Origin of the sequence: Paracoccus sp. 22332 (assembly GCF_052045125.1) — a bacterium.
Classification (GTDB): Bacteria; Pseudomonadota; Alphaproteobacteria; order Rhodobacterales; family Rhodobacteraceae; genus Paracoccus; species Paracoccus haematequi_A.
Window position 1 is genome coordinate 60,262 of sequence record NZ_JBQEOI010000016.1, and the last position, 11,937, is coordinate 72,198.

The following is an 11,937-nucleotide window of genomic DNA, read 5'->3' on the forward strand; positions in this document are numbered from 1 at the left end:
TCGCAGCAGCCAACGCGGCTGTCTGTAGTCCAGATGTGCTATGCCAACATCTGGTGCTGTTATCCTGTCAATGCATTACCTTAGATAAGAACAGGGGACGTCATGGGGGAGAGCGTGCGCAACCGGATCGTTCTGGCGGACGATCATCCGGTGTTCCGCGATGGACTGCGTCGGATCATCCTTGGCATCGATCCGACCGTCACCATTGCCGAGGCCGGAAGCTTCGATCAGGTGCTGCAGCGGGCACGGGACGGTGCCACTCCGGACGCCTTCATCCTCGACCTGATTTTTCCGGGGTTCGAGCCACCCAAGGCACTGCCCGCGCTGCGGCGCGAGTTTCCGACAAGTTCGATCATCATCGTCTCGATGATGGACGACAGCGCGACGATCCAGAAACTGCTGGACGCGGGCGCTGACGGGTTCGTCGGCAAGGCGTTGACCGCCGAGGAGATGGGGCGGGCGATCCAGGCGATCCGGGACGGCATGTCCGTGATCGCCACCTCGAACTGCACGCTGACCGACACAGCGGATGAGCCGTCCCTGCTGGACGGATTGACACAGCGGCAGATCGAAATTTTGGATCAGCTTTCCGCTGGACTTTCAAACAAGGAGATCGCGCGCAACTTGGGAATTTCGCCCTTCACCGTCCGCATCCATGTCTCGGCGGTGTTCCGCGTGCTCGGCGTCCAGACACGGGCTGCGGCGGCGGCAAAGGCGGCGGCGGCGGGCCTGAACGGCAGCTCGCTGGCCTAGCTAGGCGACTGGCGCCGCGAATTTCTGCGCCATCAGTGCTGCCCGCAGCCGCGCCGGGTGGACGGGCTTCGACAAGATCGGCAGCGACGTGTCGGCCAGTTCCTCGGTCAGACGCGCAGCATCATGGCCCGACATGATGATGGCGGGAATGGGCCGGCCGAGCGTTGCCCGGATGCGCTCGATGCACTCGCTGCCGGCTCCGTCCTCAAGATCCTGATCGGCCAGGATCAGGTCGCAATCCCGTGCCTCTGCGCGGGCCGACGTGTCGTCCTCGACGATGCAACCCCAGCCTTCGAGTATTCGGCGGGTTGCGGCGCGAACCTCGTCGTGATCCTCGATCAGCAGGATCCGCATCCCGGCAAGTGCCGTGACGGGGGATGCCACAGGGGCCGCGAGGGTGGCTTCTTCCTGCGACAGCTCCAGCCCGGATACTTCGATCACGGTGCCGCGGCCGGGTGTTGAGCGCAGGTTCACCTGCAACCCCAGAAGCTGCGCCATACGCACGACAATGGACAGACCCAGCCCGATCCCCTCGCGCGTGCGTCGATGGCGGGGGCTGCGGTAGAATTCGTCGAAAACCTTCGCCTGCTCCTCCAACGCGATGCCGGGGCCGCTGTCACAGATCAGGATCGTCACCTGGCTGCCCCGCCTCCTGCACCCGATCAGCGCCTTGCGGCCAGGCGCGTATTTCACGGCGTTCGATACCAGGTTGCCAATGATGGCAAACAGGATGGCGCGGTCGGTGCGGACAAAAAGCCCGCTTTCCACCACGCGGAGCGTGACCCGTGCTCTCTGGGCTGCCTCGCCATGCTGGGCTGCCACATCCTGCAGCAACGGACCAAGGGCCACGATCTGCTGCTGCGGCACGATCCCGCCACTATCGAGCGTGGAAACGTTCAGCAAGGACCTGAAAAGCCCCGATATGCCATTGAGGGCACGGTCGATGCTGTCCACCATCTCGGCTTGGTCATCGCTCAGTCTGCTGCCTTTGAGACAGGAGGTGAACAGGCTGATGGCATGGATCGGCTGACGCAGGTCGTGGCTCGCCTGCGCCATGAACCGCGATTTGGCCAGACCGGCTTGCAGGGCCTCGTCATGAGCCTGTCGCAGCGCCGACATCAACGTGTATGCGTAGGCAGGGACCATCATGACCATCAGCGCGATGGTGATGAGGATATAGGGCAAGTCGCGCCAATAGGCGCTGAAAAGCGCGAGGCAGAATACACTGGTCAGCGACAGTCCGGCCCCGATCAGCAGATAGGTTCGGCCATATCGCAGGCCATAGCCCAGGGTGATCCACAGCAGCACCACAAAGATCGGCGTCATCACGGCGCCCCCCACGCCGATCAGCACCGTTGTTGCGCCATAATCCGTCGCCATTGCCAGCGCACGGCGCCAGTGCCTGATCCCGGGCCGCCTGCGCACCGACCAGTGGATGAACAATGCGGCGGCAAAGATCAGCACAGTCTCGACCGCGAAAAAGCGCATCAGCGGCTGCCCGATGGCGCTGATGGCGCCCAACAGGCCGATATAACAGGCAATGGCCGCCGCGAGGATCAGCCTGACCACGGCCTGCTGGCGTTCGGTCTCGGCGAAAAAATCCTCGGACCCCCGTAAAGGGGCGGGACGGTTCAACGCTGTCTCCATTCGGTCTGCGAACCTCCCTGGCCGCTTCCGTTCACCCCTGACAGGCGATTTTCGGCTGATAGCTCATTTGAGCTAGATGCCTTGGCCGGCTCGATCCCCATGATTGGTAACGGGTAAGCAAGCCCAGTCAAGACAGGGGTAGAAGCCATGACAACCGTTCAACATCAGACCGAGAGCCTGCGCGAACTGTCTGCCGCCGAACTCGATGCGGTCGGCGGCGCCTGGAGCGTCGGTTCGTCCGGCGATGGTGGCCTTTCCTTCGAGATCGGCGGCTATAGCGGCACGGTCTGGACCGATGGCGCAGCAATCGGATCGCGCAACAGCAACGGCCAATATGTCGTTCGTTACTATCGCTGGTAGTTTGATGGCACGCGATACGGAAATTGCCTGCTCGAACCTGCGCGAAATCAGGCCGGACGAAGCGGTGCTGATCTCTGGCGGCAGGTCGGAAGGCGGCTGCGTCATTCCGCCAGGATTGGCGGACCTTCTGAAAGTCAAACCGAAGTGAGGCAAGGATGCATGAACTGAACAGTGTCGAACAGGCGCTGATATCCGGCGGCGGCCTCGGCTACGGCCAGGTTCCTGGTTTCGATCTCGAGGGACCGCGTGGTCCGAACTACACCCACTCGTTCGGGAACGGCTGGAGCCTGACCTTCGGCTCCACCGTAGACAGATCGGCCCAAGGGATCGGAGTGCGCTTTGTCTGGAAGTAGCGCAAATTCGGACCTGAAGCCGCAGGTGCTTCCCTTCGATCATCTTAAACTCGTCAGCGGTGGCGTGACCGAACGGCCCGACGGCAAAGGCTGCACTGAACCCCGCAAATCTGGTCTCAGGCAGGCTTGAAAAGAACCGGGTCGTCCCGGTTCGGCCGGGGCATCCACAACTGCCGTTAGCCTGTGCTGTTGATCACGAATACTAACCCAGGTTCTGCTCAATGGTGAAAACCTGCGCATAGCCGATCTTCGCGGCCCAGAGCGATTTCAGTAAGAAAAATCATCACCAGAAGCGAGTAAGCTTCCTTAGTTTTCCTTACCGAGTAAATTTACTAAAACCGGCAGGTTCTGCAACGAACACGATAGGCTATGGCCATGGGCAGAATAGCCTCCGTTTTCTTTACCTCCCTTTTGCCAGCAGGAACGACTCCTCGTCGTTGGCGTTCCTGTGCCATGGGACGACCCGACATCAGGACGAGAGTTGTGTCGGTCTGGCAGAAGCTTGCGAGTGCAATCGCAATTCTGGCGGTCGTGATGTTCGTGGCGCATGGTGCAGCTGCCAAAGGCGCACTTCCCCACGCCCACGACCATTCCGTTGCTCCCGCCGAATTATCGCTCATCGCAGGTCATACTCCTGCCGAGCCGGGTGGGAACCATGAGCATTCATCGGCGGTCGGCCACAAGCATGGCACTGCCAAGGATGGAACTGCTCCCTGCTGCGGAGAGGCGTGTCTGCTGGCGCTGATGCCGGACGTGGATATTCATCTGAACGAGCCTTGGGGCGTACGGTCGAAATCCCCGTTCGTTGTCTCCTCATTGGCGGGGCACGACCCTGAAGGGCTGCGTCGTCCTCCACGGCTCCCCTATCGGATCTGATCGCGTTCCATCGGAAGTGAAGCGCCAAGCCTGATTGAAGAGGTGGGCGCCCACTCCCAAGCCTCAGACGGGCGGATTGCGGTCAATGAACGCGAGGTTTTCACCTTGCGTCCTCGATGCGGTGAGACTGGCGCCGCGCTCGCCGCTTCCTGTTTCCGGCGCTTTCGCAACGGAGAAGCCACATGCACCAGATGTCTACTGAAATGCAGAGCTGCATCGACGACTGCCAGCGCTGCCACGGCGTTTGCCTCAGCATGGCCATGAACCACTGCCTGGAGGCAGGCGGACGGCATGTCGAGCCGGAGCATTTTCGGCTCATGATAGCCTGCGCCGAGATCTGCCAGACCTCGGCAAACTTCATGCTGATGGGCAGCGATCTTCACAAGCGCACCTGCGCGGTCTGCGCTGAAGTCTGCGAGGAGTGCGCCCGGAGCTGCGAGCAGGTCGGCGACATGCAGGAATGCGTCGATGCCTGCCGCCGGTGCGCCGAAAGCTGCCGGAAAATGGCCGCCTGAACGCACCAGAAACCAGTTACATCAAAGGAGAACCTTCATGCGTAAGTTCGAGCTAGCCGCCATCTTCGCTGCCCTTCTCGCCGCGCCCGCGGCTCTTGCTCAGGAGAGCGGGACCGGGGGGCAGGCGGGCCACATGGCGGGACAGGGGGGCTCCATGACGGACCTGTCGATCCTGCCGCAGGGCTGCCAGGACGCAATCCAGCAGTCCGGAATGCCGGGGATGATGCAGGGCATGGACATGTCCGGCATGATGGGCGGCATGGAAGGAATGGATGAGGCCCAGCAGGCCTCCATGCAGGCCATGATGGAGATGAACGGCCCGATGATGGCCACCCACACCATCAAGGACCCCGACCTTGCCTTCCACTGCGGGATGATCGCGCATCATGCCGGCGCCATCGCCATGGCCGAAGTCGAGTTGAAGTATGGCGACGACGAGGAGTCGAAAGCGATGGCTCAGAAGATCATTGATGCCCAAGGCCCTGAAATCGAGGAGATGACCGCCTGGGTCGAGAAGAACGCGGGCCAGCAGTAAGGACTCGGGCCGCCGGAGCTTGAAGCTGCGGCGGCCACAACGACAGCAAGGAGTGCCTGGCGCGTCTACAGGAGGTGAACTCATGTCGGTTGTCTCGCGGCGGCCATGCCGGTTCCGACAGGTCGTTCCGGGAAACTCCGAAATGAGGAGCGTTCATCATGACGATTGATGCAACGGCTTCCGCTTCATGATTTTTCTTGACCTTCCAGCGACAGGAAGGTGCACGACAAGCGCGGGCGATTCTCGGGTAGCTTCCAAACGAGGTACATGATGGCCAGCAAGAGCAAAGACCAACACCCAGCCTCCCTCCACATGGAGAGCAGCTCTCGCGACGGCGACCATCAGCATCACCATCACGGGCATGTTCATTCCAGCCACCACGGGTCAGAGCACTCGCACGCCCCGGCGACGGCTCCGAGTGACGGCGCGCATCAGATCAAGGACCCGGTCTGCGGCATGATGGTCGATCCCCATGCGACGCAGCACAAGGCGGAGCACGCCGGCCGGCCTTATTACTTCTGTTCGGCAGGTTGCCGCGCGAAGTTCCTGGCCGAGCCGGAGCGCTACCTCGACCCGGCCGCGGCGGCGGCCAAGGCCGAGCCCGTGCCCGAAGGGACGATCTACACCTGTCCCATGCACCCCGAGATCCGGCAGGTCGGGCCGGGGTCGTGCCCGATCTGCGGCATGGCACTGGAACCTGTTCTGGTCAGCCTGGAAGCCGAGCCCAATCTCGAACTGATCGACATGCGCCGTCGCTTCTGGATCGGGCTGGTGCTGACGATCCCTGTGTTCCTGCTGGAAATGGGAGGGCACCTGCTAGGGCTCGATCACCTCGTCAGCCAACGCAGCTCGAACTGGATCCAGTTGATCCTCGCGACTCCGGTGGTCCTGTGGGCCGGGTGGCCCTTCTTCCAGCGCGGCTGGCAGTCGCTGGTCACGCGAAACCTGAACATGTTCACCCTGATTGCCATGGGCACGGGGGCGGCCTGGATCTACAGCGTCGTCGCGACGCTGGCGCCGGGCATCTTCCCCGACGCCTTCCGCCAGCATGACGGCTCGGTCGCCGTCTATTTCGAGGCGGCCGCGGTCATCACCGTGCTCGTGCTGCTGGGGCAGGTGCTGGAATTGCGCGCCCGCGAGAGCACCAGCGGCGCGATCCGCGCGCTGCTCGACCTGGCGCCAAAGACCGCGCGTCGCATCGACGTGGATGGCACCGAGGAAGAGGTTCCGCTCGATACCGTCCATGTCGGTGATCGTCTGCGGGTCCGGCCGGGCGAGAAGGTGCCGGTCGATGGCGAGGTGATCGAGGGACGCAGTGCCGTCGATGAATCGATGGTGACCGGCGAGTCCATGCCGGTGACGAAGGAGATCGGCGCATCGGCGATCGGCGGGACCATGAACCAGTCCGGTGCCCTGGTGATCGAGGCCCGCCGTGTTGGCCGCGACACCATGCTGTCGCAGATCGTCCAGCTTGTCGCGGAAGCGCAGCGCAGTCGTGCCCCGATCCAGCGGCTTGCCGACCAGGTGTCGGGCTGGTTCGTGCCCGCGGTGATTGGGGTCGCCCTCCTCGCCTTCATTGCCTGGTCGATCTGGGGACCCGAGCCGCGCTTTTCCTTCGGGCTCGTCGCTGCCGTGTCCGTCCTCATCATCGCCTGTCCCTGCGCGCTCGGGCTGGCGACACCCATGTCGATCATGGTCGGCGTCGGGCGTGGCGCCCAGGCCGGCGTCCTCATCCGGAACGCCGAGGCCCTGGAGCACATGGAGAAGATCGACACCATCATCGTCGACAAGACCGGGACGCTGACCGAGGGCCGGCCTGCGGTGACGGCCATTGTTCCCGCAGCAGGTTTCACTGAGGAGGAAGCCCTGCGCCTGGCCGCCAGCGTCGAGCGGGCGAGCGAGCATCCGCTGGCACTCGCCATCGTCCGCGCGGCGGAGGAACGGGGGATCGCGCCCGCGCCAGTCGCGGATTTCGATTCTCCCACCGGCAAGGGCGCGCTCGGCACCGTCGACGGGCGGCGCGTCGCGCTCGGCAACGCGAAGTTCCTGGCCGAGCAGGGGGTCGATGTCGCGCCCTTGGCCGAGCAGGCCGACAGGCTGCGCGAGGACGGGGCGACGGCGATCTTCATGGGCGTCGATGGGCAGGTGGCCGCCATCTTCGCCATTGCGGACCCGGTCAAGCCATCGACGCCCGAGGCGCTTGCCGCCCTGAAGGGGCAGGGCATCCGGGTTGTCATGCTCACCGGCGACAACTGGACGACGGCCAAGGCCGTCGCGCGCCAGCTCGGCATCGACGAGGTCGAGGCGGAGGTCCTGCCGGATCAGAAAAGCGAGGTCGTGCAGCGGCACAAGGCGGCGGGGGAAGTCGTGGCAATGGCGGGGGACGGTGTGAACGATGCCCCGGCGCTCGCAGCAGCCGACGTCGGCATCGCGATGGGCACCGGCACGGACGTGGCGATGGAGAGCGCGGGCGTCACGCTGCTCAAGGGCGATCTCACGGGTATCGTGCGGGCGCGGCGGCTGTCGCAGGCGGTGATGCGCAACATCCGCCAGAACCTGTTCTTCGCCTTCATCTACAACGCGCTCGGCATCCCGGTCGCGGCCGGTGTGCTGTATCCGTTCTTCGGCATCCTGCTGTCGCCGATCATCGCGGCCGCCGCCATGGCGCTGTCCTCGGTCAGCGTGATCGCGAACGCGTCCCGGCTGCGGGGGGTGAAGCTGTGATGACCGGAAGGCGGCCAGAATCGATCGTCAGCACCTTCGACGGGCGGCATCATGTCGCAACCTGCCCTGGCCGGTTTCAGGTGTCGTCTTCCCGCACGACGTGGTGTGATGAGGGCACTGACGGAAAATGGCCGCTTCCCTGCTTCCTGAGCAGGCAGGAAGCCTGAGACGGTCCAGAGGAAGAGAACGAACGGTCCGATGAACAGGGGTGTGGCAAAGGGCATGGGGCTTCGCGGCTGCTGGAGGCAATGGCTCGCGACCGCATTCCTGTTCCTGGCTTTCGCCGCCCTGGGTCTACAGGCCGGAGCCCACTCCCTCCCGGCAGCACACACGGACCATGCCGAGCGGGCTGTCGCCGCGAGCTTGGACCAGGGCTGCGATCATTCTCATGCGCCGTCCGGCTGTGCCCGGACGACTTCCGGAGATCAGGACGGTTCCGGCGGGAGTGGGCCGGGTTCCCAGGACGACTGCTGCGCCCAGTTCTGCACGATCGCCGCCCTTCTGCCGGAGAGCCCCCGGGCCGATCCGCCTTCCGGCGGGGAGACCCGCCTCGGCATCCTGGTGGGTCGCTTGGGGCGGACTCCCGAGGGAATCCTGCGGCCACCCCGTTCATCCATCGTCGTGTGAAGGCGTTCCGGGCCTGACAGGTCCACGCCGTCCGGCCGCCTCGGTCGACAGACCGGAAACGCCATCCAGCCATCACCGATCATCGGGAACCGCGCGTCCGCTGCGTGACGCTGCCTTCCCGTCAGCATGGATGAACAGCAATGAAACGAACTGCAATCGCCCTTTCCCTTGGCCTCGCAGCCGGGCTGCCGACTGTTGCCCTGGCGCAGGCCGGGCATGACACCAACCACCCTGCACAGGCGCAGGAACAGGCCGCCCCGCCTGCCGCCCCGACGATGCCGATGCCGGGTATGCCTGACCAGATGCGGACCATGATGCAGGCCATGCCGGCCGAGTGCCTAAGTGCCATGCAGCAGATGATGCAGGGCGGGATGATGCACGGTGCGGTCGATGCATCGAAAGCTGCCGGCGATGGGAACGCCCCCGAGTTCACCCGCGCCTATGTGGACGCGATGGACGCAATGCACGGGCCGATGATGGAAGGCGTCATGGCCGATGACCCCGACACAGCCTTCGTGCGGGGCATGATCCCGCATCATCAGGGCGCGATCGACATGGCCCGGATCGTGCAGCAACACGGCGATGATCCCCAGACCAGGGCATGGGCCGAGCAGATCATCGCCGCGCAGGAGCGCGAGATCGCCGAGATGGAAGCCTGGCTGAAGGAGAAGGCCCAGTCCGAGGCCATCGACTTCGGCCGGACCGGCGGCACCGTCTGGTCCGCCGACGAAGGCGGCAGCTCCATCAGCGCCCTCGACCTGGGCACCGGGACCGTGACCACAACGCCGATCCCGGTGGCGCCCCATAACGTCGACCTGACGCCGGACGGGCGCTTCCTTCTGGCGGTCGGCACCCCGACTAGTGGCGACCACGGGGATGGGCACGATCATGCGGGCGGCGATACCGCGGGCCTTCTGGTGATGCTCGATCCGCAGGATCTGTCGAAGCCCGCGGCCACGGTCGAGGTCGGCGCGCATCCCGCCCATGTGGTGGCCGACCGGCAGGGGCGCGCCTTCGTCTCGCTGTCGGGCAGCGACGAGGTGGCGGTGGTCGATCTGGCCCAAGGTGCCGTCACCGCCCGCGTCGAGACCGGCGCCTATCCGCATGGGCTGCGCCTCAGCCCGGATGGCGCCGAGCTTTACGTCGCCAATGTCGAGGACGGCACAGTCTCGGTCATCGACACGGCCAGCCTGACCGAGGCGGCACGCATCCCGGTGGGCACGGCGCCGGTCCAGGTCGGCTTCACCCCAGACGGCGGAAAGGTCTATGTCTCGCTGCGCGACGAGAACCGCGTGGCGGTGATCGACACCGCCACGCGCGAGGTCACGGACAGGATCGAGGTCGGTCCCAATCCGATCCAGATGATCGCCACCCCCGATGGCAGGCAGGTCTACGTCGCCAACCAGGGGACCGAAGCCGCGCCGAACGACACCGTATCGGTGATCGACACGGCGACCGGCGAGGTTGCCAGGACGCTGAAAACCGCTTCTGGCGCGCATGGCGTATCGGTTTCAGCGGACGGCGCCTTCGTGTTTGTGACCAACATCGCGGACGACAGCGTCTCGGTCATCGACGTCGCGCGCCAGGAGGTCGTCGGATCGGTGCCGGTGGGCGACCGCCCGAACGGCATCGTCCATGGGTCGTCGAACTGACCGGATCGCAGAATCTGGCGCCGGGTTTCCTGGCGCCAGTCCGAGCTACAGCTCACCGAACAAAGCCTCTCCGGCACCGCTCGCGCGGCTCACCCGTCGCGCGAGCCATTCAGAGGAAAGACATCATGCGAACTGTTCTTCTCGCTGCAAGTGCCGCGATCGCCACAGGCGGTGCCTGGTGGCTCTGGGGCCAATCCGATGCAAGGCCGGCCGAAGAGGGCCAGGCTCTTGTCGCTGTAACCCTGCCGGCCACGTTGTCACCCGAAGCCCAAGCCGGTCAGCAGGCCTTCGCCGCCAACTGCGCATCCTGCCACGGCATCGATGCCGAGGGGCGGGTGGGGATCGCGCCACCGCTGATCCACATGATCTATGAGCCGAGCCACCACGGCGACATGGCTTTCGTCCTGGCAGCACGCAACGGGGTGCGTGCCCATCACTGGCCCTTCGGAAACATGCCTCCGGTGCCGGGGCTCACAGACCCGGAGCTGGCCGGGATCATCCGCTTCGTGCGCGAGGTTCAGGTTGCAAACGGCATTCGCTAGATCGCTGATCTTGGGCATCCTGGCCGTGATCGGGGGCGGGTCCCGGCTGCATTCTTGCCGTGTCCCTGGTCAGGGTGCACGTGGCACCCTTCAGGGCAAGGGAGGACTGGAATGAACATCGCCGAAGCCGCGCGGGCGTCGGGTCTCACCTCCAAGACGATCCGATACTATGAGGACATCGGTCTTGTGACCCCGCAGCGCGGGGTGAACGGCTATCGCCATTTCAGCCCTGCTGATGTCCACCGGCTGCGCTTCCTGAGCCGCGCGCGACGGCTCGACTTTTCGCTGCAGGACTGTCGCGACCTTCTGATGCTGAACGAAGACACGAGCCGCAGCAGTGCCGACGTGCGCGAGATCGCCGCGCGCCATCTCGCCCAGGTCGACGAAAGGCTGGCTGATCTGGCGCAGCTGCGCACTGCCCTGCAGCAGTTGGTTCAGAGCTGTGCGGGCGATGGGCATCCGGATTGCTCGATTCTCGATGCACTGGCAGGAGATTGCACTGACCCCAGCCGGGCCTAGGGTCAGGATTCATAACCAATAGATGACGAGAGCCGCGAGGGCGATGGCTGAGAGGAAGACCTTGGGGCATCGGTCATAGCGGGTCGCGACGCGCCTCCAGTCCTTGAGCCTGCCGAACATGATCTCGATGCGGTTACGCCGCTTGTATCTCCGCTTATCGTATTTGATCGGCGTCTTGCGTTTCTTCCGGCCTGGGATGCAGGCACGTATCCCCTTGTCCTGCAACGCTTCTCTGAACCAGTCAGCGTCATAGCCACGATCCCCGAGTAGCCATTTGACGTTTGGCAGGCCACTCAGCAGGGCCCGAGCGCCGATATAATCGCTGACCTGTCCAGCGGTGACGAACAGGTCGATCGGTCGCCCCTGACTGTCGCAGATGGCGTGCAGCTTGGTGTTCATACCGCCTTTGGTTCGACCGATCAGGCGACCACGCCCCCCTTTTTGGCGGCCATGCTGGTCGCCGTTCGATGGGCCTTGAGGTATGTTGCGTCGATCATCACGGTCGTTTTCTCGCCGTGTTCCGCCGCCAGCCCGGCCATCATCCGCGCGAAGATGCCCTTTTCGCTCCAACGCTTCCACCGGCTGTAGAGCGTCTTATGTGGGCCATACGCGGCGGGCGCATCGCGCCAACGCAAGCCATTGCGATTGATGAAAATAATCCCGCTCAGCACCCGTCTGTCATCAACCCGGGGCTTCCCGTGCGACCTGGGAAAGAAGGGAGCCAGGCGCGCCATCTGCGCGTCGGTCAGCCAGAAGAGATCGCTCATGTCACCGCTCCGTTTTCGGAGGCGTGAATCACGCAGCGCAACAGAAATCAATGCATCCTGACCCTAG

The 11,937-nt window shown here is 64.4% G+C and carries 12 protein-coding genes; 10 read left to right on the forward strand and 2 right to left on the reverse strand.

Features of this window, described 5'->3' with window-relative positions; genetic code table 11:
* Window positions 1-102: 102 nt before the first annotated feature.
* On the forward strand, window positions 103-753 hold the full coding sequence (locus ACTJI6_RS15260) for a response regulator (protein WP_126155179.1): 651 nt from the start codon (window positions 103-105) through the stop codon (window positions 751-753).
* Here ACTJI6_RS15260 and ACTJI6_RS15265 read toward each other — a convergent pair whose 3' ends face one another.
* Complete coding sequence (locus ACTJI6_RS15265) at window positions 754-2,388, reverse strand: ATP-binding protein (protein WP_440801847.1); 1,635 nt, start codon at window positions 2,386-2,388, stop codon at window positions 754-756.
* A gap of 159 nt (window positions 2,389-2,547) precedes the next feature.
* Between ACTJI6_RS15265 and ACTJI6_RS15270 the strand changes: the two genes are divergently transcribed.
* The 9 genes from ACTJI6_RS15270 to cueR all read left to right on the forward strand — a co-directional run bounded on the left by ACTJI6_RS15270 (window position 2,548) and on the right by cueR (window position 11,103).
* The gene (locus ACTJI6_RS15270) at window positions 2,548-2,760 is read left to right on the forward strand and encodes a hypothetical protein (protein ID WP_126155177.1); all 213 of its coding nucleotides are present in this window, start codon (window positions 2,548-2,550) and stop codon (window positions 2,758-2,760) included.
* Window positions 2,761-2,764: 4 nt separating this feature from the next.
* Entirely contained in the window at window positions 2,765-2,908 is a 144-nt protein-coding gene (locus ACTJI6_RS15275; protein ID WP_164555254.1) for a hypothetical protein, read from the forward strand.
* 7 nt (window positions 2,909-2,915) lie between these two features.
* A complete protein-coding gene (locus ACTJI6_RS15280) occupies window positions 2,916-3,113 on the forward strand; it encodes a hypothetical protein (RefSeq protein WP_126155176.1) in 198 nt (65 codons plus the stop codon).
* A gap of 1,058 nt (window positions 3,114-4,171) precedes the next feature.
* Window positions 4,172-4,504 (forward strand): four-helix bundle copper-binding protein, encoded by a 333-nt coding sequence (locus ACTJI6_RS15285; RefSeq protein WP_126155175.1) that lies wholly within the window; start codon window positions 4,172-4,174, stop codon window positions 4,502-4,504.
* Window positions 4,458-5,039, forward strand: a complete 582-nt coding sequence (copM, locus tag ACTJI6_RS15290) for a CopM family metallochaperone (protein ID WP_206436962.1) — start codon at window positions 4,458-4,460, stop codon at window positions 5,037-5,039. The genes ACTJI6_RS15285 and copM (ACTJI6_RS15290) overlap by 47 nt, the downstream gene beginning before the upstream one ends.
* A gap of 312 nt (window positions 5,040-5,351) precedes the next feature.
* Window positions 5,352-7,763 carry a heavy metal translocating P-type ATPase gene (locus ACTJI6_RS15295; RefSeq protein ID WP_440801853.1) on the forward strand — a complete coding sequence of 804 codons (2,412 nt, stop codon included), beginning with the start codon at window positions 5,352-5,354 and terminating at the stop codon, window positions 7,761-7,763.
* 767 nt (window positions 7,764-8,530) lie between these two features.
* Complete coding sequence (copM, locus tag ACTJI6_RS15300; protein WP_126155174.1) at window positions 8,531-10,042, forward strand: CopM family metallochaperone; 1,512 nt, start codon at window positions 8,531-8,533, stop codon at window positions 10,040-10,042.
* A gap of 125 nt (window positions 10,043-10,167) precedes the next feature.
* The gene (locus ACTJI6_RS15305; RefSeq protein WP_126155173.1) at window positions 10,168-10,584 is read left to right on the forward strand and encodes a c-type cytochrome; all 417 of its coding nucleotides are present in this window, start codon (window positions 10,168-10,170) and stop codon (window positions 10,582-10,584) included.
* Window positions 10,585-10,695: 111 nt separating this feature from the next.
* A complete protein-coding gene (cueR, locus tag ACTJI6_RS15310; RefSeq protein ID WP_126155172.1) occupies window positions 10,696-11,103 on the forward strand; it encodes a Cu(I)-responsive transcriptional regulator in 408 nt (135 codons plus the stop codon).
* A gap of 9 nt (window positions 11,104-11,112) precedes the next feature.
* Here cueR and ACTJI6_RS15315 read toward each other — a convergent pair.
* Window positions 11,113-11,870, reverse strand: a protein-coding gene (locus ACTJI6_RS15315) for an IS5-like element ISPso2 family transposase (protein ID WP_101754952.1) whose coding sequence is annotated in 2 segments (ribosomal slippage) — window positions 11,113-11,546 and window positions 11,546-11,870 — 759 coding nt in all. Because the reading frame shifts where the segments join, the coding sequence is not laid out codon by codon here.
* Between the last annotated feature and the right edge of the window lie 67 nt (window positions 11,871-11,937).

Bases quoted from the DNA above. Each gene is read 5' to 3' on its own strand.
- ACTJI6_RS15280 (WP_126155176.1), top strand. From the start codon at position 2,916: ATGCATGAACTGAACAGTGTCGAACAGGCGCTGATATCCGGCGGCGGC.
- copM (WP_206436962.1), top strand. From the start codon at position 4,458: ATGCCTGCCGCCGGTGCGCCGAAAGCTGCCGGAAAATGGCCGCCTGAA.
- copM (WP_126155174.1), top strand. From the start codon at position 8,531: ATGAAACGAACTGCAATCGCCCTTTCCCTTGGCCTCGCAGCCGGGCTG.
- ACTJI6_RS15295 (WP_440801853.1), top strand. From the start codon at position 5,352: ATGGAGAGCAGCTCTCGCGACGGCGACCATCAGCATCACCATCACGGG.
- ACTJI6_RS15260 (WP_126155179.1), top strand. From the start codon at position 103: ATGGGGGAGAGCGTGCGCAACCGGATCGTTCTGGCGGACGATCATCCG.
- ACTJI6_RS15275 (WP_164555254.1), top strand. From the start codon at position 2,765: ATGGCACGCGATACGGAAATTGCCTGCTCGAACCTGCGCGAAATCAGG.
- ACTJI6_RS15305 (WP_126155173.1), top strand. From the start codon at position 10,168: ATGCGAACTGTTCTTCTCGCTGCAAGTGCCGCGATCGCCACAGGCGGT.
- ACTJI6_RS15270 (WP_126155177.1), top strand. From the start codon at position 2,548: ATGACAACCGTTCAACATCAGACCGAGAGCCTGCGCGAACTGTCTGCC.
- ACTJI6_RS15285 (WP_126155175.1), top strand. From the start codon at position 4,172: ATGCACCAGATGTCTACTGAAATGCAGAGCTGCATCGACGACTGCCAG.
- cueR (WP_126155172.1), top strand. From the start codon at position 10,696: ATGAACATCGCCGAAGCCGCGCGGGCGTCGGGTCTCACCTCCAAGACG.